At 70.5% G+C, this 24,285-nt stretch carries 20 protein-coding genes; 13 read left to right on the top strand and 7 right to left on the bottom strand.

The genetic code is table 11. The features are described from left to right. Window positions 1-68 precede the first annotated feature (68 nt). The gene (locus OG214_RS19310) at window positions 69-1,004 is read right to left on the bottom strand and encodes a D-alanyl-D-alanine carboxypeptidase family protein (RefSeq protein WP_405985445.1); all 936 of its coding nucleotides are present in this window, start codon (window positions 1,002-1,004) and stop codon (window positions 69-71) included. Between the two features lie 206 nt (window positions 1,005-1,210). Between OG214_RS19310 and OG214_RS19305 the strand changes: the two genes are divergently transcribed. Both OG214_RS19305 and OG214_RS19300 read left to right on the top strand, forming a co-directional pair. Next, window positions 1,211-1,882: a GntR family transcriptional regulator gene (locus tag OG214_RS19305; RefSeq protein ID WP_363079026.1), complete on the top strand. Its 672-nt coding sequence runs from the start codon at window positions 1,211-1,213 to the stop codon at window positions 1,880-1,882. Next, window positions 1,879-3,192, top strand: coding sequence for a nitrate/nitrite transporter (locus tag OG214_RS19300; RefSeq protein ID WP_405985444.1), 1,314 nt, complete (start codon window positions 1,879-1,881; stop codon window positions 3,190-3,192). The genes OG214_RS19305 and OG214_RS19300 overlap by 4 nt, the downstream gene beginning before the upstream one ends. 367 nt (window positions 3,193-3,559) lie before the next feature. Here the strand turns inward: OG214_RS19300 and OG214_RS19295 are convergent, their stop codons facing one another. Next, window positions 3,560-4,384, bottom strand: coding sequence for a maleylpyruvate isomerase family mycothiol-dependent enzyme (locus OG214_RS19295; protein WP_363079028.1), 825 nt, complete (start codon window positions 4,382-4,384; stop codon window positions 3,560-3,562). Between the two features lie 167 nt (window positions 4,385-4,551). Between OG214_RS19295 and OG214_RS19290 the strand changes: the two genes are divergently transcribed. Together OG214_RS19290 and OG214_RS19285 are read left to right on the top strand one after the other, a co-directional pair. Continuing rightward, window positions 4,552-5,412, top strand: a complete 861-nt coding sequence (locus tag OG214_RS19290) for a carbon-nitrogen family hydrolase (RefSeq protein ID WP_405985443.1) — start codon at window positions 4,552-4,554, stop codon at window positions 5,410-5,412. Window positions 5,413-5,591: 179 nt separating this feature from the next. Then, on the top strand, window positions 5,592-7,487 hold the full coding sequence (locus OG214_RS19285; protein WP_405985442.1) for an NHL domain-containing thioredoxin family protein: 1,896 nt from the start codon (window positions 5,592-5,594) through the stop codon (window positions 7,485-7,487). A gap of 86 nt (window positions 7,488-7,573) precedes the next feature. Here OG214_RS19285 and OG214_RS19280 read toward each other — a convergent pair whose 3' ends face one another. The 3 genes from OG214_RS19280 to OG214_RS19270 form a co-directional block, all read right to left on the bottom strand. Next, a complete protein-coding gene (locus OG214_RS19280) occupies window positions 7,574-7,801 on the bottom strand; it encodes a DUF6458 family protein (protein ID WP_365902218.1) in 228 nt (75 codons plus the stop codon). 133 nt (window positions 7,802-7,934) lie between these two features. After that, a complete protein-coding gene (locus tag OG214_RS19275; protein WP_405985441.1) occupies window positions 7,935-9,296 on the bottom strand; it encodes a M18 family aminopeptidase in 1,362 nt (453 codons plus the stop codon). Between the two features lie 379 nt (window positions 9,297-9,675). Further along, on the bottom strand, window positions 9,676-11,502 hold the full coding sequence (locus OG214_RS19270) for an acyl-CoA dehydrogenase (protein ID WP_363079033.1): 1,827 nt from the start codon (window positions 11,500-11,502) through the stop codon (window positions 9,676-9,678). A gap of 203 nt (window positions 11,503-11,705) precedes the next feature. On the opposite strand from OG214_RS19270, the gene OG214_RS19265 reads away from it, so the two are divergent. The 5 genes from OG214_RS19265 to OG214_RS19245 all read left to right on the top strand — a co-directional run bounded on the left by OG214_RS19265 (window position 11,706) and on the right by OG214_RS19245 (window position 15,488). Beyond that, entirely contained in the window at window positions 11,706-12,209 is a 504-nt protein-coding gene (locus tag OG214_RS19265; protein WP_363079034.1) for an SseB family protein, read from the top strand. 217 nt (window positions 12,210-12,426) lie between these two features. Beyond that, window positions 12,427-13,380, top strand: a complete 954-nt coding sequence (locus OG214_RS19260) for a pirin family protein (protein WP_363079036.1) — start codon at window positions 12,427-12,429, stop codon at window positions 13,378-13,380. 143 nt (window positions 13,381-13,523) lie between these two features. Next, window positions 13,524-13,904 carry a type II toxin-antitoxin system RelE/ParE family toxin gene (locus OG214_RS19255; protein ID WP_405985440.1) on the top strand — a complete coding sequence of 127 codons (381 nt, stop codon included), beginning with the start codon at window positions 13,524-13,526 and terminating at the stop codon, window positions 13,902-13,904. A 35-nt stretch (window positions 13,905-13,939) separates the two neighbouring features. Next, window positions 13,940-14,293, top strand: coding sequence for a helix-turn-helix domain-containing protein (locus tag OG214_RS19250; RefSeq protein WP_363079038.1), 354 nt, complete (start codon window positions 13,940-13,942; stop codon window positions 14,291-14,293). A 151-nt stretch (window positions 14,294-14,444) separates the two neighbouring features. Then, window positions 14,445-15,488 carry an AI-2E family transporter gene (locus OG214_RS19245; RefSeq protein WP_405985439.1) on the top strand — a complete coding sequence of 348 codons (1,044 nt, stop codon included), beginning with the start codon at window positions 14,445-14,447 and terminating at the stop codon, window positions 15,486-15,488. Here the strand turns inward: OG214_RS19245 and OG214_RS19240 are convergent. Then, a complete protein-coding gene (locus tag OG214_RS19240) occupies window positions 15,470-17,770 on the bottom strand; it encodes a SpoIIE family protein phosphatase (protein ID WP_405985438.1) in 2,301 nt (766 codons plus the stop codon). The genes OG214_RS19245 and OG214_RS19240 overlap by 19 nt on opposite strands. Before the next feature lie 254 nt (window positions 17,771-18,024). Here OG214_RS19240 and aspS point away from each other — a divergent pair, with 254 nt between their 5' ends. The 4 genes from aspS to OG214_RS19220 all read left to right on the top strand — a co-directional run bounded on the left by aspS (window position 18,025) and on the right by OG214_RS19220 (window position 22,277). Next, entirely contained in the window at window positions 18,025-19,797 is a 1,773-nt protein-coding gene (gene aspS, locus OG214_RS19235; protein WP_405985437.1) for an aspartate--tRNA ligase, read from the top strand. A gap of 201 nt (window positions 19,798-19,998) precedes the next feature. Continuing rightward, window positions 19,999-20,508 carry a SigE family RNA polymerase sigma factor gene (locus tag OG214_RS19230; RefSeq protein WP_363079042.1) on the top strand — a complete coding sequence of 170 codons (510 nt, stop codon included), beginning with the start codon at window positions 19,999-20,001 and terminating at the stop codon, window positions 20,506-20,508. Then, window positions 20,501-21,433, top strand: coding sequence for a hypothetical protein (locus OG214_RS19225; RefSeq protein WP_405985436.1), 933 nt, complete (start codon window positions 20,501-20,503; stop codon window positions 21,431-21,433). Before OG214_RS19230 ends, OG214_RS19225 begins: the two co-directional genes overlap by 8 nt. Window positions 21,434-21,455: 22 nt before the next feature. Then, a complete protein-coding gene (locus OG214_RS19220) occupies window positions 21,456-22,277 on the top strand; it encodes a L,D-transpeptidase family protein (RefSeq protein WP_363079044.1) in 822 nt (273 codons plus the stop codon). Window positions 22,278-22,363: 86 nt separating this feature from the next. On the opposite strand, the gene metG is transcribed toward OG214_RS19220, so the two are convergent. Continuing rightward, complete coding sequence (gene metG, locus OG214_RS19215) at window positions 22,364-24,109, bottom strand: methionine--tRNA ligase (protein WP_405985435.1); 1,746 nt, start codon at window positions 24,107-24,109, stop codon at window positions 22,364-22,366. Window positions 24,110-24,285: the final 176 nt, after the last annotated feature.

Genomic DNA, 24,285 nt, shown 5'->3' with positions numbered 1-24,285 from the left:
CGCGCCGGAGTGCTGCTTCCGTGGCGCGGCCCTCGTCCCCCCGGACGCCGGAGGTCGGTCGCCGGAGATCAGTCGCGCTGCGCGTCCGCCGGGAGCGTACGCAGCTTCATCGTCTTCGCCGTCGACGAGCCGAAGCCGTAGTCGAGCAGCTTGGCGGCGTCCTTGTAACGGTCCGCGCCGTTCAGGACGACGCCGACGAGGGTCTTGCTCCCGCGCGTGGCGGCGAACACCAGGCAGGGGCCCGCGGCGGTGCCGGTGCCGGTCTTGATGCCGATCGCGCCCTTGTACGAGCCGAGCAGCTTGTTGGTGTTGTACCAGGTGTACGTGCGCTTGCCGCCCGTGCTGGTCGGCGCGGTGCTCTTGTACGAGGTGGCCTTGACGACCGCGCGGAAGTTCGCGTTCTTCATGGCGTACTGCGCGATCTTCGCGAGGTCGCGCGGGGTGGTGTAGTTCTTCCCGCTCTGCGAGATGCCGTCGAAGGAGTCGAACTTGGTGTTCTTGAGCTTGAGCGAGGTGGCCTTCGCGTTCATCTTCGCGATGAACGACTTGGTGCGCGCGGCGGTCGTCGAGCCGGTGCCGAAGGTGTCGGCGAGCGCGTACGCGGCGTCGCAGCCGGAGGGCAGCATCGTCCCGTACACCAGCTGGCGCACGGTGACCTTGTCGCCGGTACGCAGATCCGCCGTGCTGGCGCCCTGCTTGGCGACGTAGTCGCGGTAGGCCTTCTTGACGGTCACCTTGCGGTTGAGGTCGACGCCCTTGGTGGTGAGCACCACCGCGGCCGTCATGATCTTCGTCGTGCTCGCCATCTGGCGCCGGGTGTCGGCGGCCTTGCCGTAGACCGTGGCGCCGGTCGCGTTGTTGAGCACGAACCCGCCCTTGCCTCCGATGGACGGGGCGGCGGCGGCCTGCGCGGGCGCGGCCAGGGACGAGACGGACAGCAGCGCGCCGGCGGTGAGGGTGACCGTGACCACAGCGGCTCTGCGTGCGCCCAGGAGGGTGGACATCAAAAGAAACGCTCCGAATCCGCGAATGCGTTGAAATGCGCCAGAACGGGACCACTTTGAGAGAAGCGCCCCGTCTTGAGACTCACGAGCACCCCGGATGGATGCACGCGAATGCCATGGAACGCGCCGTCGGACGCGCCCCTTTCGCCCCGTCCGTATCCCGGACGCGCCTGCCCGTGCGTTTCTGTTGTATCTAAGCTGTGCGCATGCCTTCCGCCGCTGCCGCTCCCGCCGTTCCCGTGAAGCGACCGCCCGCCGCAGACCGTGTCTACAGCCATATCAAGGAAGCCGTACTCGACCGCCGTTACGAAGGCGGCACCCTGCTGACGGAAGGGGAGCTGGCCGAGGCCGTCGGGGTGTCCCGGACGCCGGTGCGCGAGGCTCTTCTCAAGCTGGAGGTCGAGGGGCTGATCAAGCTCTACCCCAAGAAGGGCGCCCTGGTGCTCGCCGTCTCGGCGCAGGAGATCGCCGATGTCGTCGAAACCCGGCTGCTGGTCGAGGAGTTCGCCGTACGGAAGGCCGTGCCGGCCTCCGCGCGGCTGATCGAGCGGCTGGAGGAACTGCTCGACGAGCAGCGGCAGCGCGCCGTGGACGGGGATCTCGCCGCCGTCGCCGCCACCGACCGCTGCTTCCACGCCGAGATCGTGCGGCACGCGGGGAACCAGATCCTCTCCCGGCTCTACGACCAGCTCAGGGACCGGCAGTTGCGGATGGGCGTCGCCGTCATGGAGGCGCACCCCGACCGTATCGCCAAGAACATCACCGAACACGCGGACATGCTCGACGCCATCAGGACCGGTGACGCCGACGGCGCCGCCGCCTGTCTGCGCCGTCACATCAGCCGGGTCAAGGTGCTGGTCAGGGGTGAGGCACGGTGAGTGCTGCCGCGGGCTCCCCCGCCCTCACCCTCCCGGGCGACCCGCCCGGCGGCCGTCGCGCCGCCTGGGTCTGGGGCATCGGTGTCGCCGTCTACTTCGTCGCCGTCATCTTCCGTACCAGTCTGGGCGTGGCCGGCCTCGACGCCGCCGACCGCTTCGACGTCAACGCCTCCGCGCTCTCGACGTTCTCCATACTCCAGCTTCTCGTCTACGCGGGCATGCAGATACCCGTCGGCCTGATGGTCGACCGGCTCGGCACCAAGAAGGTGCTGACCATCGGCGTGGTGCTGTTCACCGTCGGACAGCTCGGCTTCGCGCTCGCCCCCTCGTACGGCACGGCCCTCGCCGCCCGCGCCCTGCTCGGCTGCGGTGACGCGATGACGTTCATCAGCGTGCTGCGTCTCGGCACCCGCTGGTTCCCGGCCCGGCGCGGGCCGATGATCGGACAGGTCGCCGCGCTCTTCGGCATGGCGGGCAATCTCGTCTCCACCGTCTTCATCTCCCGGACCCTGCACGGTCTCGGCTGGACCACCACCTTCGCGGGCAGCGCGCTGGCGGGTGTGTTCGTCCTCGTCCTGCTTCTGCTCTTCCTCAAGGACCACCCGGAGGGCCATGAGCCGCCCCCGGCCGAGCACGCGGGCGCCGCCTACGTGCGGAAGCAGATCGCCGAGTCATGGCGTGAGCCCGGCACCCGGCTGGGGCTGTGGGTGCACTTCACCACGCAGTTCCCGGCGATGATGTTCCTGCTGCTGTGGGGCATGCCGTTCCTGGTCGAGGCACAGGGACTGTCCCGGGCCGTCGCGGGCGAACTGCTCACCCTCGTCGTTCTCTCCAACATGGCCGTGGGCCTGGTGTACGGGCAGGTCATCGCCCGCCACCACCGGGCCAGGGCCCCGCTGGTCCTGGGTACGGTCGGGGCGACGGCGCTGTTCTGGGCCACGACGATCACGTACCCCGGCGACCATGCCCCGACCGGCCTGCTGATCACGCTCTGCGTGGTCCTCGGCGCCTGCGGGCCCGCGTCGATGATCGGCTTCGACTTCGCCCGGCCCGCGAACCCGCCGGAGCGTCAGGGCACGGCCTCCGGAATCGTCAACATGGGCGGTTTCGTTGCCTCGATGACGACGCTCTTCGCGGTCGGCGTCCTGCTGGACGCGACCGACGGGAACTTCCGGATCGCGTTCTCGTCCGTCTTCGTCCTCGAAACGCTCGGGATCGTGCAGATCCTGCGGCTGCGGGCGCGGACGGCCCGGCGGGAGCGGGAACGACTGGTGGCGAGCCGGGTGGAGGCCGTGCACGTACCGGCGTGAGGACGGTCCGGACCGGTTCGGGACGGTCGGGTCCCGGTCGGATCCGGCGTCCGTGTGACGCGTCCGGTGTCCGTGTGACGGCCCGGTGCCCGTGTGACGTGAGGGCGGCGGGTACGTACGGCGTGCGGGCCGGTACGTACGGCGACGGCCGGCGGACGCGGCCCGCCTCACGGCGATCGGTGTCCGGTGTCCCGGCCCAGGGTCCCGGGTCCGGAGTCCGGTGCCGGTACGGCGGCGGCGCCGCGACGCGTCCGACGCCCACTCGCACCCGACACGCCCGGCGGCCCACCGCGACCCGAGGCGCCAACGCCCCGGCGGGTCACAGCCTCAACGCCCCAGTGCCCCAGTGCCCCGGCGGGTCACCGCGTCAACGCGTCACCGCGAACTCGCGCAGGATCGCCGCCGCCAGTTCGTCATCGCCGTCGATCTTGATCCGGTCCGCGACCGCCGAGGCGCGCACCCGGCCGCACGCCAGCCGGAAGTACGTCTCCCAGTCCATCGCCAGCGTCACCAGCGGGCCGAGCGAGGGCGAGCCGTCGATCGAACCGCGGCCGTCCGCGTTCACCCGGACCGTGCGCAGGAACTCCACCGGACCGCTCACATCGATGACGACCGCCGAGTTCGGCGGCGCGCCCGCGTCCTTGGCGACCACCTTCGGCAGCGCGGCCAGCAGCGCGTCCCGGGCGATCAGGGCGCCGGGCGAGTCGAGATTGCCGGGCTTGTTGAGCGTCGTCCGCAGATCCTGCTCATGCACCCAGACGTCGAACGCCCGGCCCCGCCAGGCCGTTTCGAGGGTCTGCTCCTTGCCGAGGGGCGCCCGGACCATGGTGTCGGGGGAGCGGCTCTCGTTCCGGATCTGCCGGTTGCGGCGGATGATCGTGTACTCCAGCTCGGAGGTCATCTCCGGTGCGGTGTGGTGCCGCCGCACATCGACCTGCATCTCCATGTAGCGGGCGAACTCGCTCTGCACATGGTAGAGATCGCGCGGCAGTGAGTGGATCGGCCGCGGGTCCCCGAGCAACTCGTTCTCCATGCCGATGACATGCGAGACGATGTCTCGTACGGACCAGCCGGGACACGGCGTGCGCCAACTCCACTCGCCCTCGACGAGCGGCTGCACCAGCTCGGCTATGGCCTCGATGGAGTGGGTCCAGGCATCGGCGTAGTTTTGAAGGCTGGGATGTACGGTCACGGGACCCCTCGGCGGTTCTGCGGTACGCGGGCTGGCTTGCTGGGCTGGCTGCGGGCTGCGTGGGAGGTTCGGCAGCTAAGTTACGCTGCCCGATGGCACCCCGGCAGTGCTTTCGTGTGACGATCGTAGGCCCGTGTTGACGGCTCGAATGCCAGGACGGTGGTACTGTGCGCGCCTCGCTCATCCAGATCGCAGTAGATCCGTACGAATCGGTCGACTCGCGCAGACAGCGCGCCGCGGCCCTGGTACGCCAGCAGCGGGGCACCGCTGACCTGGTGGTCCTTCCCGAACTGTGGCCGGTCGGCGCCTTCGCGTACGAGTCCTTCGAGCGGGAGGCGGAGCCGGTGGACGGACCCACCTTCTGGGCGATGTCGAAGGCGGCGAGCGACGCGGGGGTCTGGCTGCACGCCGGCTCCTTCGTGGAACGGGACGCCGAGGGCGCGCTCTACAACACCTCGCTCGTGCTCTCGCCCGCCGGTGAGCCGGTCCGTACGTACCGCAAGATCCACCGTTTCGGCTTCGACAAGGGCGAGGCGACGATGATGAGCGCGGGCGAGGAACTGGTCACCGTGCCGCTCACGCTCCCCGGTGCCGGACAGGACGGGCGTGACGGCGGTGCCGGACAGGGCGCGGAGGAGACCACGCTCGGCCTGGCCACCTGCTACGACCTGCGCTTTCCCGAGCTGTTCCGGGGGCTGGTCGACGCGGGCGCGCGGCTGCTCGTCATCCCGGCCGGCTGGCCGGCCCGGCGCCGCGAGCACTGGACGCTGCTGGCGCGGGCGCGGGCGGTGGAGAACCAGTCGTACGTCCTGGCCTGCGCCACCGCCGGGACGCACGCGGGGGTGGAGCAGTCGGGGCACAGCATCGTCGTGGACCCCTGGGGCGAGGTACTGGCGGAGGCGGGCGCGGACGAGGAGATCGTGACGGTCGACCTCGATCTGACGCGCGTGGCGACGACACGCGAACAGTTCCCGGCCCTCAAGGACCGTCGCCTGGGCCTCACGCCCCCGCCCCGCCCGCGCGCCTGACGCGGACCAGCGCCTGACGCGGACCGCACGCACGCATGCACGGGCGGGCGGGCGGTCCGGTCCGGTCCGGTCCGCACGGGCGATCCGGTTCGGTCCGGGCCGGTCCGCCCGCCCGCACGCGGGGACGGCTTCGTAAGGCCGTGATCCGGCGTTCATCCGGGGATGGCACCCTATGTTCCATGAACGACGCGACCCCCGCCCCGGCCTCCGCCACCGCCCCGGCCCCGTCCCGCCGCGCTCGCGTGCGGGCCCCCGAGCTGATCGGCAAGGGCGGCTGGCTCAATACGGGCGACACCTCGTACACCCTCGCCGACCTGCGGGGACGCATCGTCATTCTCGATTTCTGGACCTTCTGCTGCATCAACTGTCTGCACGTTCTCGACGAACTGCGGGAGCTGGAGGAGAAGCACCGGGACACCGTGGTGATCATCGGTGTCCACTCGCCTAAGTTCGTCCACGAGGCCGAGCACCAGGCCGTGGTCGACGCCGTCGAGCGGTACGAGGTCCACCACCCCGTGCTGGACGATCCCGAGCTGGCGACCTGGAAGCAGTACGCCGTACGGGCCTGGCCCACGCTGGTGGTTGTCGATCCCGAGGGGTATGTCGTCGCCCAGCACGCGGGTGAGGGGCACGCGCACGCCATCGCGCGGCTGGTCGAGGAGCTGGAGGCCGAGCACGCCGCGAAGGGGACGCTGCGGCGGGGGGACGGGCCCTACGTGCCCCCGGAGCCGGTCGCGACCGATCTGCGGTTCCCCGGGAAGGCGCTGGTGCTGCCCGGCGGGAATCTCCTCGTCTCCGACTCCACCCGCCATCAGCTCGTCGAGCTGGCGCCGGACGGCGAGACGGTCGTGCGGCGGATCGGCAACGGCGAGCGCGGCTTCGGACCGGACTCGTTCAGCGAACCGCAGGGGCTCGCCCTGCTGCCCGACGGCAGGGTGATCGTCGCGGACACCGTGAACCACGCGCTGCGCGCCTACGACCCGGCCACCGGCGCGATCGAGACCGTCGCGGGGACCGGCAGGCAGTGGATGCAGGGCTCACCGTCCGCCGGGCCCGCCCTGGAGGTGGCTCTCTCCTCGCCGTGGGACGTCGCCTGGTGGGCCGGGCGCGTGTGGATCGCCATGGCCGGGGTCCATCAGCTCTGGACGTACGACCCGGCCACCGGGACCGTCGAGGTCGCGGCCGGTACCACCAACGAGGGGCTGGTGGACGGGCCGGCCGCCGAGGCGTGGTTCGCCCAGCCGTCGGGGCTCGCGGCGACTGAGGACCGGCTGTGGATCGCCGACTCGGAGACCAGCGCCCTGCGCTATGTCGAGCGTGAGGAGGGTGAGGAGCGTGAGGAGGGTGAGGGCGGTGCGGACGGGGGCGGTGCGGACGGCGGGTTCGTGATCCGTACGGCCGTCGGCACCGGACTCTTCGACTTCGGACACCGGGACGGCGCCGCCGCACAGGCGCTGCTCCAGCACCCGCTGGGCGTCACCGCGCTGCCCGACGGCTCCGTCGCCGTCTCGGACACGTACAACCACGCCCTGCGCCGTTACGACCCGTCGACGGGCGAGGTGACCACGCTGGCGACGGATCTCCGTGAGCCCAGTGACGCGGTGCTCGTCGGTGAGGACATCGTCGTCGTCGAGTCCGCCCGGCACCGGCTGACCCGGCTGCGGCTGCCCGACGAGGCGGTACGTGTGGAGGCCGTCGCCCATCGCACGCGGCGGGCGGCCACCGATGTCGCCCCGGGCGCGCTCCTGCTGGACGTGGTCTTCACCGCGCCGGGCGGCCAGAAGCTCGACACGCGCTACGGTCCCTCGACCCGGCTGCTGGTCTCCGCCACCCCGCCCGAACTGCTGGCGGACGGCGGCGGTGCCGGTACGGATCTCAGCCGTGAACTGGTACTGGCCGAGGGCGTCACGGAGGGCGTGCTGCATGTCTCCGCGATGGCGGCGTCCTGCGACGACGACCCCGCCAACGAGTACCCGGCCTGCCATGTCCATCAGCAGGACTGGGGTGTTCCCGTCCGTGTCACGGAGTCGGGAACGTCCCGTCTGGGTCTCGTACTGGCCGGGCTCGACGCGTAGGTCCGCACAGGCCTGGACGGGGCCGGGTGACCGGGCCGGCGAACCGGCGGTCCGGCGGTCCGGTCCGGGTCCGGCGGCCCGGCCGGTCAGTAACCGGTGCGGTGGTCGTCCCGCTCCACGACGGTCGGGGCGACCGGCGGTATGACGGCCCGCCGACGGCGGGCGATGCTGGTGAAGGTGGCGATACCGATCAGGCCGACCGCCATCATGATCAGACCGACCAGATCGAGGTTGACGCTGTCGACCTCCCAGTCGGTCGCGAAGGTGAGGATCGCTCCCACCGCGAGCAGAACGATGCATCCGCCTAGGCCCATGAATCCCGCCTCCTGTGTGAGTGGTGGTCCTTCCGGGCCATGTGCGGGTACCCCGGTTCGGCACCACCATGCGGGAGCCGTCCGTCAGCCGTCCGTCAGCCGTCCGTCGGCGGCGAACCGTCAGCGGTGCCCGTCAGCCCTCCAGGAACGCCACCAGCGCGTTCGCCAGCAGATACGGGTCGTCCGCGCCGCAGAGCTCGCGCGCGCTGTGCATGGAGAGGATCGCCACTCCGATGTCGACGGTCTGGATTCCGTGCCGGGCCGCGGTGATCGGGCCGATCGTCGTACCGCAGGGCATCGAGTTGTTGGAGACGAACGACTGCCAGGGCACACCCGCCTTCTCGCAGGCCGCGGCGAACACGCCCCGGCCGCTGCCGTCCGTCGCGTACCGCATGTTGACGTTGACCTTGAGGATCGGGCCGCCGTTCGCGCGTGGCTGGTGCGTCGGGTCGTGGCGCTCGGCGTAGTTGGGGTGCACGGCGTGGCCGGTGTCCGACGACAGACAGACCGTGCCGGCGAAGGCCCGCGCCCTGTCCTCGTACGTACCGCCGCGGGCGAGCACCGAGCGCTCCAGCACCGTGCCGAGCAGGGGGCCGTCGGCGCCGGTGTCCGACTGCGAGCCGTTCTCCTCGTGGTCGAAGGCGGCGAGGACGGGGATGTACGGGAGCGACGGTGTGCCGGAGCTACCGTCCCCGCCCGCCCCGGACGCCCCGGGCGTTCCGGCTCCCGCGGATCCGCCGGAGCCGGTGGCGACGGCCGCCAGCGCCGCCGTACCCGCGTGCACCGACAGCAGATTGTCCATCCTGGGCCCGGCGACCAGCTCGCGGTCGCGCCCGAGATAGGCGGGCGGCTCTATGGCGTGCGGCATCAGGTCCCAGCCCGTGATGTCCTCGGCGGCGACCCCGGCCTCCTCGGCCACGAAGCGGATCAGATCGCCCTCCTCGGGCTCCCCGAGGCCCCAGATCGGCTGCATGTGCCGCTGCCGGTCCAGCTTGAGACCGTCGGTGTTGACCGAGCGGTCGAGATGGACGGCGAGCTGCGGTACGCGCAGCAGGGCGCGGTCGATGTTGACCAGCCGGTGCGAGCCGTCCCGCAGGGTGAGCCGGCCCGCGAGCCCCAGATCCCGGTCCAGCCAGGTGTTGAGCAGTGTCCCGCCGTAGATCTCGACCGCGATCTGCCGCCAGCCGTACGAACCGGTGTCGGGCAGTGGCTTCACCCGCAGATTGGGAGAGTCCGTGTGGGCGCCGACGATCCGGAAGGGGGTGTGCGGCGGGGCGCCTTCCGGTACGAACCAGGCGATGATCGCCCCGCCCCGGAGCACGAACCGCCCGCCCGCGGACCCGTCCCAGGCGTCCGTCTCCAGCACCTGCCGGAAGCCGGCCTTCTCCAGGCGCTCCGCGGCATTGGCCACCGCGTGGTACGGCGACGGGCTGGCCGCGAGGAAGGACATGAGGTCGTCGGTGTGGCCGCGGTCGAAGCGGGCGGAAGTGCTCATGGGGTTCACCATAACGACGGCCCAGGACACCGGGCCCGTCACCGGCTGCAACGGCCTCCGCCGGGGCGGGACAAGCTCCGCACATGGGGAGAACCGGCACGGACGAAGGGCCGACGGGGGGTCGAAGGACGGTCGAGAGACGGTCGAACGACGGGCGGGGGAAGGAGGTGCCGACGGAAGGGAGCGGCCCGAGCGGACCACTCGCGCGGCGCCTTCCGTGCCGGGACCGGGCGTCCGGTACGGAAGGCGCCGTAACCGGTCGTCCGGTACGGAAAGGGGGCACTCCTCCCGGGAGAGGGTGCCCCCTTCGCGCCGCGCCGCCCACGGGGCCCCGCCCCGCGGACGGCCGGCGCTACTTCCGCGCCACGCCCTGGACTCCCTAGAACGCCGCCTCGTCCAGCTCCATGAGCGAGTCGTCCACGGACTCGGCCAGCGCGCGCTGCGTCGAGACGTCCGGCAGGACGTTCGCCGCGAAGAACTTCGCCGCCGCTATCTTGCCCTGGTAGAACGCCACATCCTTCGTGGCGGCCGTCTCCAGCTTCTCCGAGGCCACGGCCGCGCCGCGCAGCAGCAGATAGGCGACGACCACATCGCCCGAAGCCATCAGCAGCCGCGTCGTGTTGAGCCCGACCTTGTAGATGTTCTTGACGTCCTCGCCGGTGGCGGTGAGATCCGTCAGCATCCGGCCGACGATCGCCTCCAGATCGGCGGCGGCCTTCGCGAGCGCTTCGCGGGCCGGGGCCAGTTCCGTACCGCCGGTGCCGACGGCGAGGAACTTCTTGATCTCCTCGGCCAGCGAGTTCAGCGCCTGGCCCTGGTCCCGGACGATCTTCCGGAAGAAGAAGTCCTGCCCCTGGATCGCCGTGGTGCCCTCGTAGAGGGTGTCGATCTTGGCGTCCCGGATGTACTGCTCGACGGGGTACTCCTGGAGATATCCCGAGCCGCCGAAGATCTGGAGGGACTGCGCGAGCTGTTCGTACGAGCGCTCCGAGCCGTATCCCTTCACGATCGGCAGCAGCAGGTCGTTGAGCCCGTGCAGCGCCTTGGCGTTCTCGCCCTCGGCCTCCTTGACGGCGATCTCGTCCTGGACGGAGGCGGTGTACATGACGAGGGCGCGCATGCCCTCCGCGTACGCCTTCTGCGTCATCAGCGAGCGGCGCACATCGGGGTGGTGCGTGATGGTGACCTTGGGCGCGGCCTTGTCCATGAACTGGGCCAGATCGGGGCCCTGGACGCGCTCCTTGGCGTACTCCAGCGCGTTGAGATAGCCGGTGGAGAGGGTGGCGATGGCCTTCGTGCCGACCATCATCCGGGCGAACTCGATGATGCGGAACATCTGGCGGATGCCCTCGTGCTTGTCACCGATCAGCCAGCCCTTGGCGGGGTGGCGGTCGCCGAAGGTCAGCTCGCAGGTGTTGGAGACCTTGAGGCCCATCTTGTGCTCGACGTTCGTGGCGTAGACGCCGTTGCGCTCGCCCAGCTCGCCGGTCTCCGGGTCGAACTCGTACTTCGGCACGAGGAAGAGGGACAGGCCCTTGGTGCCGGGTCCCGCGCCCTCGGGGCGGGCGAGCACGTAATGCAGGATGTTCTCCGACATGTCGTGCTCACCCGAGGTGATGAAGCGCTTCACGCCCTCGATGTGCCAGCTGCCGTCCTCCTGCGGAACGGCCTTCGTGCGGCCCGCGCCGACATCCGATCCCGCGTCCGGCTCGGTGAGGACCATGGTGGAGCCCCACTGCTTCTCCACGGCGATCGCGGCGGCCTTCTTCTGCGTCTCGTTGCCCTCCTCGAAGAGGATGCCGGCGAAGGCGGGGCCCGACGCGTACATCCACACGGCGGGGTTGGCGCCGAGGAGCAGCTCCGCGTAGGCCCAGATCAGGGAGCGGGGCGAGGTGGTGCCGCCGATCTCCTCGGGCAGGCCGAGACGCCAGTACTCGGAGTCCATATAGGCCTGGTAGCTCTTCCGGAAGGCCGCGGGCACCGGTGCCGTGCCGGTCTCCGGGTCGAAGACCGGAGGGGTGCGGTCCCCTTCCACGAACGACTCCGCGAGATCGTTCTCCGCGAGGCGTACGACCTCTTCGAGGATGCTCCTGGCGGTCTCCACGTCCATGTCCGCGAACGGTCCCGTGCCGTACAGCTTGTCGCGCCCGAGCACCTCGAAGAGGTTGAACTCGATGTCGCGGAGATTCGACTTGTAGTGCCCCATGGCGACGACTCCGTAGGTGAGGATCGGTGAGGAAGGACGAGGAGGCCGGGGGCGTGGTCGCCTGCGGATTCCCCGTATACACGCGTACCGGTAAGTAGCTCCGATGATGCTACCCATCGGTAATAAGATGCAACCCCGATCGGGTTTCTGTGACGAGGTCGACGGGGCTTCCCGGGGCGGTATTCCTCAGTACTCTTGCGGTCATGTACGGCTACGACCAGACTCCGGGCGCTCAGCAGCAGTACGTGCACCCGCCGCAGCAGCCGCCACCGCAGCAGCATCAGCAGATGGGCGGTGCCGGCGCGGGCATCGGTGGGTACGGCGAGCAGCCGCTCTATCCGGAACCGTCACCTCCGTCGCTCGGTGACGCGGTGCGCGCGTTCACCACGGGGTCGCTGTCGGCCGAGGACTTCCAGCAGATCTTCGCGACGTCGAAGGTGTACTGCCCGCGGGGGGACAACCCCGGGTTCCTGGCGCTGCACAACACGCAGCAGCCGGTGATCCCGATGTTCAGCACGCTCAAGGAGCTGCGGCGGTACGCGGGCAAGGAGTCGAAGTACTTCGTGATCACGGGCGCGGAGGTGATCGATCTGCTGCCGACGGGGTACGGATTCGTGCTCGACATGGAGGGTGACCACCGGATGGTGTTCGACGCGAAGGCGGTCGAGCAGATGGTGGACTTCGCGATGCGCCGTATGTACGGCTGAGCCGTATGCGCGCCTGAGCCGTATGCGCGGCTGATCCACGCGGCCGGCCGCCGCTCCGTCCGACGCCTGCTTCGAGGCCCGTACCGATCCGGTACGGGCCTCAGTCGTGCCCGGGGGCGGTACTGGGAGGCGGCCGGGGCCGGGCGGGAATGAAGGGAGCCTTGTCAGATGTTCACTGTTCAACTAAATTGGGACAGGACAAACCGAGGAGGCCCCCATGCCCGCTGTGACCGTCGAAAACCCGCTGACCCTGCCCCGGGTGGCGGCTCCGGCCGACGCCGTGGCCCGTCCCGTGCTCACCGTCACGACCGCGCCCGGTGGGTTCGAGGGCGAGGGCTTCCCGGTGCGCCGCGCGTTCGCGGGGATCAACTACCAGCACCTCGACCCGTTCATCATGATGGACCAGATGGGTGAGGTGGATTACGCGCCGGGCGAGCCCAAGGGCACGCCGTGGCACCCGCACCGCGGCTTCGAGACCGTCACGTATCTGATCGACGGGACCTTCATCCACCAGGACAGCAACGGTGGCGGCGGTACCATCCAGAACGGTGACACGCAGTGGATGACGGCGGGCTCGGGGCTGCTGCACATCGAGGCTCCGCCGGAGTCGCTGGTGATGTCCGGCGGGCTCTTCCACGGGCTCCAGCTCTGGGTGAACCTTCCGGCGTCCGACAAGATGATGGACCCCCGGTACCAGGACATCCGCGGCGGTCAGGTCCAGCTCCTGACCTCGCACGACGGCGGCGCGCTGCTGCGGGTGATCGCGGGTGAGCTGGACGGACACCAGGGTCCCGGCATCACGCACACACCGATCACGATGATCCACGCGACGCTGCGGCCGGGTGCGGAGGTGACGCTGCCGTGGCGGGAGGAGTTCAACGGTCTCGCGTACGTCCTGGCGGGCCGCGGCTCGGTCGGCACGGACCGGCGGCCGGTCCGCATGGGACAGACGGCGGTCTTCGGCGCGGGCGGCTCGCTGACGGTGAGGGCCGACGAGTCGCAGGACTCCCACACCCCCGACCTGGAGATCGTGCTGCTGGGCGGCCGGCCGATCCGTGAGCCGATGGCGCACTACGGTCCGTTCGTGATGAACAGTCACGCGGAGCTCCAGCAGGCCTTCGAGGACTTCCAGGCGGGCCGCCTGGGCACGGTCCCGGCGTCCAACGCGTAACTCCCGGGGGGCGCCCGCCCCCACCCCCTCCGCCGTGCGGCAGCACCACACCGCACGGCGGAGGTGTGCCTGCGGCTGGCTTTCTTCGCCTGAGCTGTGGATATAACTTGCAGGATATAGCTCACGCGAAGCATAATTTCTGAGTGAGCTGGGAAATCATCCTGTGTAAAGAAGTCCACGACTGGTACCTGGACCTCGCTGAGAAGGAGCCCGAGTCCGCGCATCTGGTGGAACAGGCAATCGACCTGCTCGCCGAAAGGGGCCCGACGCTCGGTCGGCCCCTGGTCGACCGGGTCAGCCGCTCCCGGCACCACAATATGAAGGAATTGCGTCCCGGCTCCGTCGGCAGCTCGGAGATCCGCATGCTGTTCGCCTTCGACCCCGCTAGACAGGCCCTGATCATGGTCGCCGGAGACAAGAACGGCTCGTGGAACACCTGGTACGACCGCAACATCCCCGTCGCGGACGAACGGTTCGACCAGCACCTGGACGATCTGGACAGCATCGGCGGCGTGAACGGCTGAGAGCCGACAATCGAAGAACGACCGCATATGTACGCGTGAGCAGCTGGAGAGGACTGATCATGCACAACTGGAAGGACACCAAGGCCGAAGCCGCTGCCGTTCACGAGGCGAACGGCACCCGGATCAGCGATGAGCGGAAGGCCGCGATCCGTGCGGAGATGGAGAACCGGATCCGTGCCTACCGTCTCGCCGAGATCCGTGAGGAGCAGGCGCTGACACAGACCGATGTCGCCAAGGCCATGGGTACGACCCAGTCCAACGTCTCCCGCTTCGAGCGGGGCGAGCTGGGACGCTCGGAGCTGGCGACGATCGCCGCGTACGTCGAAGCCCTTGGCGGCACGCTCCGGCTGGTCGCCGACTTCGGTGACCGCCAACTGCGCGTCGGCTGACACGCGTCCGATCCGCGACGGTCCGCCGGATTCAGCGCCTTTCGACGACCACCGGTCCACACGGCCGGGGCGGGCCCGGTGGGCGCCTGCGCCGAACAGAGCATTCGCGGGGGACAGGGGGGTGGGGGCGTGGTCGGGTAGGGGGGTGGAGATGTTTTCGCCGTCCGTCCTCCCCGAGAGCGCCCGGCGCCTCGCCGCGTGGTGTGCGGTGGCGCTGGTGGTCTCCGGGGTGGGGGCCGTGGGGATCTGGCTGACCATCACCTTCAAGACCGCCGTCACGCCCGTACTGCTCGCCATCCTCGGTACCGCGCTGCTCGGGCCGTTCTACCGGCGGCTGCTCGCGATGCGGCTCAACCGGTCGCTGGCCGCCGGGCTGACCTGTGTCGCTGTCGTGGCCGTGGTCGGCGGGGCGGGGTACATCGTCGTCAGCGCGCTCGTGGACAGCGGTGACCAGATCGTCTCCTCGCTCAAGCAGGCCGGGAAGGACCTCAGCAAGCACTTCGGCGCGGCCGGCACCTCGCTGGACGATGTGGTCGGCAACGCCAAGACCCTGCTCGGGAAGTTCGGCGCCACCGCCGCCTCCGGGGTGCTCACCGGTATCAGCGTCGTCGGCGAGCTGATCGCCACCGCCGTGCTCGCGCTGCTGCTGATGTTCTTCTTCCTGCGGGACTCCGACAAGGTGGCCGACTCCCTGCGCTCGCTCGCGCCGAGCGAGACCGGGGAGACCCTCGAAGCCATGGCGCGACGCGCGTTCGGGGCCGTCGAGGGCTTTATGCGCGGCACCACCGTCATCGCCCTGATCGACGCGGTCTGCATCACCGTCGGTCTGCTGTTCCTGGAGGTGCCCGGCGCCGTCGGGCTGGGCGCGCTGGTCTTCGTCGGCGCGTACATCCCGTATCTCGGCGCCTTCCTCTCCGGCACCGTCGCCGTGCTGGTCGCCCTCGCGGACCGCGGCTGGGTGACCGGGCTCTGGGCGCTCGGGGTGGTCCTCGCCGTACAGGTGCTGGAGGGGCATGTGCTCCAGCCGATGATCCAGAGCCGTACGGTCCAGATGCATCCGGCCGTGGTCATACTGGCCATCACGGCGGGCGCCAGTGTCGCCGGGATTCTGGGGATACTGCTCGCCGTACCGCTGACGGCCGCCGCGTTCGGGGTGTTCTCCGAGCTGCGGACCCGCTACGGCCCCGCCTCGTAGGTCCCGGACACCCCCGCCTTTCCTTCGGCCGCCGCCTCCAGGGCCTCGTTCCCGCACTCGTACAGCTCGAACCAGATCGACTTGCCGTCGCCGCGCGGGTCCACCCCCCACGCGTCCGCCAGCATCTCCATCAGCACCAGCCCACGCCCGCTGGACGCCAGCTCCCCCGGCCGTCTGCGGTGCGGCAGATCGTCGCTGGTGTCCGCGACCTCGACCCGCAGCCGGCGGTTCCCCTGCTCGCCGACCGCCTCGGCGAGCAGCAGCGCGTCGTTGTCCGTGTGGACCAGCACATTGGTGAGCATCTCGGAGACCATCAGTTCGGCGGAGTCGATCTGCTCCCCGGACGTCCAGTCGTGCAGCAGATCGCGCACCTGCCTGCGCGCGCCCGCGATCCGCTCCGGTTCGGCCTGCGCGACGGTCAGCGCGGTCCGCCGTGTCGTCCTGTGGACCCCACGGGCCGGCGCCCGGTCCCGGGAGAGCAGCAGCAGCGCGATGTCGTCCTCGCGGCGGTCCGCGAGCGGTCCGGTCGTGTAGTGCGAGGTGGGGCCGTGCACGGCCTGGACGAGCGCGTCGGCGAGCTTCTCCAGCGACTCGCCGCTGTGCTCCTCCAGGACGGGCCGCAGCCGCGCCCAGCCGGTCGCCAGATCATGTCCGCCGGTCTCGATCAGCCCGTCCGTGCAGAGCATCAGCGTCTCGCCGGGCTCCAGACCGAGCCGGGTCGTCGGATAGTCCGAGTCCACCTCGATCCCGAGCGGCAGTCCGCCCGCCGTCTGCCGTACGACCGCCGTCCCGTCGGACGTGCGGATCACCGGGTCCGGATGGCCCGCGCGGGCGATGTCGAGGGTGCCGGCCTCCGGGTCGACCTCCAGATAGAGACAGGTCGCGAAGCGCGGACCGGCCAGTGAGTACTCGTCCTCGCTCAGCTCCGCCGGCGCGCCGCCGGTGCTCCCGCCCGGCCCCGGATAGTGCTGGAGCCCGGCGAGGAAGCGCGAGGCGCGGGAGAGCACCGCGTCCGGCCGGTGTCCCTCGGAGGCATAGGCGCGCAGGGCCACCCGGAGCTGCCCCATCAGCCCGGCCGCCCGTACGTCGTGCCCCTGGACGTCCCCGATGACCAGCGCGAACCGGCCGCCGCTCCAGCCCTCGGCGCCCCGTCCGCCTCCCCCCGGGCCCCGGCCGCCTCCGCCGGAGCCGCGTCCGCCACCCCCGTCGGGCCCCGCCGTCCCGCCCGGCAGCGGGATCATGTCGTACCAGTCGCCGCCGATCTGGAGCCCGCCGCCGGTCGGCACATACCGCGCCGCCACCGTCATCCCCGGGATCTCCGGCCCGACCGTCGGCATCATCGTGCGCTGGAGGCCCAGCGACAGCTCACGCTCGGTCTCGGCGAGGCTGGCGCGGGCCAGCGCCTGTGCCAGCATCCGCGCCACCGTCGTCAGCACGGACCGCTCGTCGGGCGAGAAGGCGACCCGGTGCTTGAACGCGGCCATCCAGCACCCCAGCGTGCGCCCCGACACGACCAGCGGGAGATACGCCCAGGAGCGCCGCCCGAAGCGGCGCACATAGTGCCAGGTGGCGGGGTAGCGGCTCGCGTACGCCTCCGGTGACGGCAGATAGATGGCCCGCCCGCTCCGTACGGCCTCGGCCGCCGGATAGTCCGTGTCCAGCGTCATGTCCTCGAAGGGCGCCGCGACCCCGGGGTCGTGCCCGTGGTGGCCGATGATCGTCAGCCGCTCGCCGGAGACGCCGAAGACCGCCAGCCCGTCCGGTGAGAAGCCCGGCATGGACAGGGAGGCGGCGACCCGCAGCACCTCGGCGGTCGAACGGGCCTCGGCCAGCGCGCGGCCCGCGTCGAGCAGGAAGGCCTCGCGGGAACGGCGCCAGTCGCCGGTGACCGAGCCGCCCTCGACGGCGGTCCCCGGGCGCACCTCCGCGACCTCCTGGATCGTGCCGTACAGCTCGACGTACGGCGGACCCTCCGGCTCCCGTCTGACGACCGTCTTGGCCCGGGACCGTACGGTGCGGAGCACGTTGCCCTTCGCGTCCATGATCCGCAGCCTGGCCTCGGCGAGCGTGTGCTCGGCGATCGCGAGATGCACGATGCTGTTGATCTCGTTCCAGTCGACGGGGTGGAACCGGGCACGTGCCGCCGCCAGCGTGAGCACCACGGGCTCCGCGGGCAGCCCGAGCAGCCGGGCGGCCTCCGCGTCGAAGGTGACCGTCCCGGAGGCGTTGTCCCAGCGCCACAGACCGGTCGCGAGCGCGGACAGGACATCCTCGGTGCGCATTGTCCCACTTTATGAATATCCGAGGAGCGAACGCCACCGAGGGGCGGAGCGGCCGGGCGGTAACCTGTTGTGCGGTACGGCTTCGTCCTGTTGTGCTGTACCGCGGATCACACCGGCCGCCGGAGTCCGGCGAGGCCGGCCCCGGTCCGCAGCACCTGACGCACCGCAGCACCTGACGCACCCGACGTGCCAACGCCGGACGTACCAACCCCGACGTGCCAAGACCCGACTTGCTAAGACTGGATGAAACGACGATGCATCGGTACAGGTCCCACACCTGCGGCGAGCTCCGCGCCTCTGACGTCGGCACCGACGTCCGGCTGAGCGGCTGGCTGCACAATCGCCGAGACCTGGGCGGCATCCTCTTCATCGATCTCCGCGACCACTACGGTCTGGTCCAGCTCGTCGCCCGGCCCGGTACGGCCGCCAACGAGGAGTTGTCCAAGCTCACCAAGGAGACCGTCGTCCGGATCGACGGCACGGTCTCCGCGCGCGGTGCGGAGAACGTCAACCCGGAGCTGCCGACCGGCGAGATCGAGATCGAGGTCTCCGAGGTCGAGATCCTCGGCGCGGCGGGCCCGCTGCCGTTCACGATCAACACCGAGGACGGCGTCAACGAGGAGCGGCGCCTGGAGTACCGCTTCCTCGATCTGCGCCGCGAGCGCATGCACCGCAACATCATGCTGCGGACGGCCGTGATCTCCGCCATCCGGCACAAGATGACCGCGCTCGGCTTCAACGAGATGGCCACCCCGATCCTCACCGCGACCTCCCCCGAGGGCGCCCGTGACTTCGTGGTGCCCTCCCGGCTGAACCCCGGCAGGTTCTACGCGCTGCCGCAGGCCCCGCAGCAGTTCAAGCAGCTGCTGATGATCTCGGGCTTCGACCGCTACTTCCAGATCGCGCCGTGCTTCCGCGACGAGGACGCCCGCGCCGACCGCTCGCCGGGCGAGTTCTACCAGCTCGATGTCGAGATGAGCTTCGTCGAGCAGGAGGATGTCTTCCGCCCGATCGAGAGGCTGATGACCGAGCTGTTCGAGGAGTTCGGCGGCGGCCGTCATGTCACCTCCCCGTTCCCCCGGATCCCGTTCCGCGAGTCGATGCTGAAGTACGGCAACGACAAGCCGGACCTGCGGGCGCGGCTGGAGCTGGTCGACATCTCGGACGTCTTCGAGGGCTCCGAGTTCAAGGCGTTCGCGGACAAGCACGTGCGCGCGCTGCCGGTCCCGGACACCGCCGACCGGCCGCGCAAGTTCTTCGACGGGCTCGGTGAGTACGCCGTCGAGCACGGCGCGAAGGGCCTGGCCTGGGTGCGGGTCGGCGAGGACGGCTCGCTGAGCGGCCCGATCGCCAAGTTCCTCACCGAGGAGAACGTCAAGGTCCTCACCGAGCGCCTCGGTCTCACCCCCGGCCACGCCGTCTTCTTCGGCGCGGGCGAGTTCGACGAGGTCTCCAAGATCATGAGCGCCGTCCGGGTCGAGGCGGCCAAGCGCTCCGGGCACTTCGAGGAGGGCGTCTTCCGGTTCTGCTGGATCGTCGACTTCCCGATGTACGAGAAGGACGAGGAGACCGGGAAGATCGACTTCTCGCACAACCCGTTCTCGATGCCCCAGGGCGGTCTGGCCGATCTGGAGACCAAGGACCCGCTGGACATCCTCGCCTGGCAGTACGACATCGTCTGCAACGGCATCGAGCTCTCCTCCGGCGCGATCCGGAACCATGAGCCCGACGTCATGATCAAGGCCTTCGAGATCGCGGGCTACGACCGCGAGACCGTCGAGCACGAGTTCGCGGGCATGCTCCGCGCCTTCCGTCTCGGCGCCCCGCCGCACGGCGGTATCGCCCCGGGCGTGGACCGTATCGTCATGCTGCTGGCCGACGAGCCGAACATCCGCGAGACGATCGCCTTCCCGCTCAACGGCAACGCCCAGGACCTGATGATGGGCGCCCCGACGGAGCTGGCGGAGTCGCGTCTGCGCGAACTGAACATCGCCCTGCGCAAGCCGGCCGCCAAGTCCGGCGAGTAGGCCCTGTCCGGCGGGTAACCCCGCGAGCGCGGGCGGTATACGGACGCCGGCGGTATACGGAGAAGTGGCGAGAGGCCCGGCACCGAAAGGTCCCGGGCCTCTTCCCGTACCTGGACCCGTTCTCCCGCCGATGCAACCCGATCGGTGCGCCGAGGCGTTTCACAGGCGTGGGAAACCGAACAGGACGGCGGGGGCGCGACGATGGATCCGGGCGAGGGCGACTTCGAGGCGTTCGTCGCCGCCCGGGGACCGCGACTGCTGCGGGTGGCGTGGCTGCTGACCGGGGACGCGCATCTGGCGGAGGACCTGCTCCAGAGCACCCTGGCGAAGGTGTGGCCGAAGTGGTCCCGTATCGCCGGGGACCGGCCGGAGGCCTATGTGCGCAAGGCGCTGGTGCATCTGCACGCGTCCTGGTGGCGGCGGCGGTGGCGCGGCGAGCTGCCTTACGGGGAGCTGCCGGAGACGGCCGGGGCAGTCGACGCGTACGAGCATGTGGATCTGGAGCAGTCGCTGGCGGCGGCGGTACGGGCGCTGCCCGTGCGGCAGCGCGCGGTCGTCGTCCTGCGGTACTTCGAGGATCTGAGCGTCGAGGACACCGCCGAGACCCTGGGCTGTTCCCCCGGCACCGTGAAGAGCCAGTCGGCGCGGGCGCTGCGTTCCCTGCGGGCGTCGCTGCCCGCGTCGGTGGCGGGCGGTGAGCGCCATGGGTGAGCCCGGGGCCGGTACCGAGCCCGGATACGGCGACGGGGACGGGGAGGAGCGCGAGCAGGAGCAGGAGCTGAGGATTCTGCTGGAACGGGCCGTGCCCAGGCTGCCCGCCCCCGAGGAGCGGCTGCGCCGGGTACGGGAGCGGGTCCGCCGGGCCCGGCGCCGGCGCCGTACGGGGGGAGCCGCGGCGGCGGCCGTGACCGGGCTCGTACTGGCCGGAACGTTCCTACCGGGTGTCCTGCGCGGTGGCCCGCAGCCGCAGCCGCAGCCGCTGCCGCCCGCCGCCCCCGGGCCCTCGGTGACCGAATGGCGGGATTCGGCCGGGCAGGACCCGACCGGACGGCCGGACCGGGCCGCGAGCCAGGACCCCACCGCGAGCCCGACCCCGACCCCGACCCCGACCCAGGAGCCGCCCGCCCCCGGGGACCGGTACCGGTTCGAGCCCGTCGCCGGTCTGATCCTGCGGCTGCCCGAGCACTGGCAGGCGCTGGACATGCCGGAGGACGGCGCGCTCAAGCTGACGGCCCTGGGCTATGTCTCGTCCGAGCCGCTGACCGCGTACGGACGGCCCTGCGTGCGGAAGTCGAAGGACGCGTGTCTGCCGGTGCGGTCGCTCCGGCCCGGCGGCGCCCTGGTCACCTTCGAACCGCTGAACGGGCTCGCGACGCCGGCCAAGGTCCAGCGGCCCCCGGTGCTCCACGCGTCGGACGACCCGTCCCCGGACTGTCGCGTCATCGGCGGCACCCGGCAGTTCACCGGTCTGCTCGGCGACAAGGCCGTCCCCGCCACGGCCGTCGCCGTCACCCTCTGTGTCTCCGGCGACGCGCCGGGAACCGCCGAGGACGTCAGCGCGATGGTCACCGGCGCAGACTTCGGCAAGGGAACCGGGACGGCCTCCCCGCCGACCCGACCGCCCAGCTTCCCCTGAACGAGAAATGAGAGGCCCGTCTATGTCCGTCCGCTCTCTCCGTCCCGCTCGCAGAGGACCGCGGCCGGTCGCCGCGGTGCCGGTCGCCGCGCTGCTCGTCACCGGTCTGCTGCTCACCGGCTGCGCGGGCACCGCGGACACCGCCGACAACGTCGGGTCCGCGCCGGGCGGGACGGCCACGGGGAGCCCGGACACCGCCGCCTCCGAAAGCCCCGCCGGCGCCTCCGCGCCCGAGCCGCAGACCGTCGAGCCGCAGGAGATCTCCGGCCTCGGTCCCGAGACCCGCGCCCGGATCCCCGAGACGACCGGTCAGGCCGTGGTGGTGCGGGGCGCCGACATGGACTCGGACAGTTCCGTCGTCATGGTCTACGAGCGGGACCCGGTCACCGGCTGGCGGCGGATCTCCGACCGGTGGCCCGCGCACAACGCCCGGGAGGGCTGGACCGACGACCATGTCGAGGGGGATCTGCGTTCGCCCATCGGAGTGTTCGATCTGACCGACGCGGGCGGCAAACTGCCCGACCCGGGCTCGAAGCTCCCCTATGACCGGGGGCGCGCCTTCGAGGCGGAGGGCACCGGGTTCGAGGGCGAGTCGCTCGAAGGGACCTTCGACTATGTGATCGCGATCAACTACAACCGGGTGCCCGGCACCACCCCGCTCGACTGGACCCGGCCGCTCGGCCAGGAGAAGGGCGGCGGTATCTGGCTCCATGTGGACCACGGCGGCCCCACCCAGGGCTGTGTCGCCCTGCCGCGCTGGCGCATGAGGGAACTGCTGCGCACGCTCGACCCGGCGAAGCGGCCGGTGGTGGTGATGGGCGACGCGGCCTCGCTGAGCCTGTGACGCCCGTGACGCCCGTGACGCCTGTGCCGCCTCTGATGCCTGTGACGCCGATGGGGCCGGCGGGCGGGGTGCCGGCGCTGCTCGGCCTACTGCTCCGAGGGTGCCGGAGCCGCCGGCTCCTCGCCGCCGAAGCGCTCCTTGTACGCCGCCAGGTCCTCATCGGTGATCTTGGCGAAGAGCACCGGCGGCACGGTGAACGCCGTACCGGCCGGGACCGCCGTCAGGGACCGCGCCTCCTCGGCCGTCACCCAGCTCGCGGTGTCACCGGTCAGCGCGAACGCCTCGCGCATGGCCCTGGCGGACGCCGGGATGAACGGCTCGGAGACGACCGCGTAGAGATGGATCAGATTCATCGCCGTACGGAGCGTGAGCGCGGCGCCCTCCTCGTCCGTCTTGATCTCCAGCCAGGGGGCCTTCTCCTCCAGATACGAGTTGCCCGCGGACCACAGGGCGCGCAGCGCCGCCGCCGCCTTGCGGAACTGGAGCGACTCCATGTGGCCCTCGTACTCCGCGAGCAGCCGCGCGATCTCCTGGCCGAGCTTCTCCTCCGCCTCGCCGGCCGCCTTCCCGGCGGGCACGGCGTCGCCGAAGCGCTTGCGCGAGAAGGACAGGACGCGGTTGACGAAATTGCCGAGGGTGTCGGCGAGGTCCTTGTTGACCGTGGAGGTGAAGTGCTCCCAGGAGAAGGACGTGTCGTCCGACTCGGGCGCGTTGGCGATCAGGAAGTAGCGCCAGTAGTCGGCGGGCAGCAGATCCAGCGCGGCATCGGTGAAGACGCCCCGCTTCTGCGAGGTGGAGAACTTGCCGCCGTAGTAGTTCAGCCAGTTGAAGGCCTTGACGTAGTCGACCTTCTTCCAGGGCTCACGGGTGCCGAGCTGGGTGGCCGGGAACATCACCGTGTGGAACGGGACATTGTCCTTGGCCATGAACTCGGTGTACCGGACGGTGTCGTCGGCCTCGTACCACCACGACTTCCAGTCGCGGGTCTCGCCGTCCCGAGCGGCGTCCGCCCACTCCTTCGTCGCGCCGATGTACTCGATCGGGGCGTCGAACCAGACGTAGAAGACCTTGCCCTCGGCGGCCAGCTCCGGCCAGGTGTCGGCCGGGACCGGTACGCCCCAGTCCAGGTCACGGGTGATCGCGCGGTCGTGCAGGCCCTCGGTCAGCCACTTGCGCGCGATGGACGAGGCGAGCTGCGGCCACTCCGCGCCGTTCTCGTCGATCCAGGCCTCGACCTCGCCCGCCAGCTTCGACTGGAGCAGGAAGAGATGCGTGGTCTCACGGATCTCCAGCTCGCTGCTGCCGCTGATCACCGAGCGGGGCTCGATCAGATCGGTCGGGTCGAGGACCCGGGTGCAGTTCTCGCACTGGTCGCCGCGCGCCTTGTCGTAACCGCAGTGCGGGCAGGTGCCGACGATATAGCGGTCCGGGAGGAAGCGGTCGTCGGCGATCGAGAAGACCTGGCGGATCGCCCGCTCCTCGATGAAGCCGTTCTCCTTGAGCCTGCGCGCGAAGTGCTGGGTGATCTCGCGGTTCTCCGCGGACGAGCTGCGGCCGAAGTAGTCGAAGTTCAGCTCGAAGCCGTCGTAGACCGCCTTCTGGGCGTCGTGCTGCTCGGCGCAGAAGACATCGACCGGGACCCCCGCCTCCTTCGCGGCCAGCTCGGCGGGGGTGCCGTGCTCGTCGGTGGCGCAGATGAAGAGGACGTCGTGGTCACGCTGGCGGAGGTACCTGGCGTACACGTCCGCCGGGAGCATGGACCCCACCATGTTGCCCAGGTGCTTGATCCCGTTGATATACGGAAGGGCGCTGGTGATGAGGTGTCGAGCCATTGCAGGCTGCTCCCAATTCGCTACACGGAGTGACCAATTGGTCTACGGAATGTCAATATCGTATCCGACCCTCCGGACCCGGGTCGCCCGGCTTATGGGGGTGGGGGCGGGGGCGGCGGCCGGGGAGAGCTTTGCGAAACACCCCGTGGCATAGACAGGCCCATCCTGGGAGGAGA

Source organism: Streptomyces sp. NBC_00872 (assembly GCF_045161915.1).
In the GTDB taxonomy this organism is placed as follows: domain Bacteria; phylum Actinomycetota; class Actinomycetes; order Streptomycetales; family Streptomycetaceae; genus Streptomyces.
The sequence above is the reverse complement of the archived record's forward strand: the minus strand, read 5'-3'. Positions and strand labels throughout refer to the sequence as shown.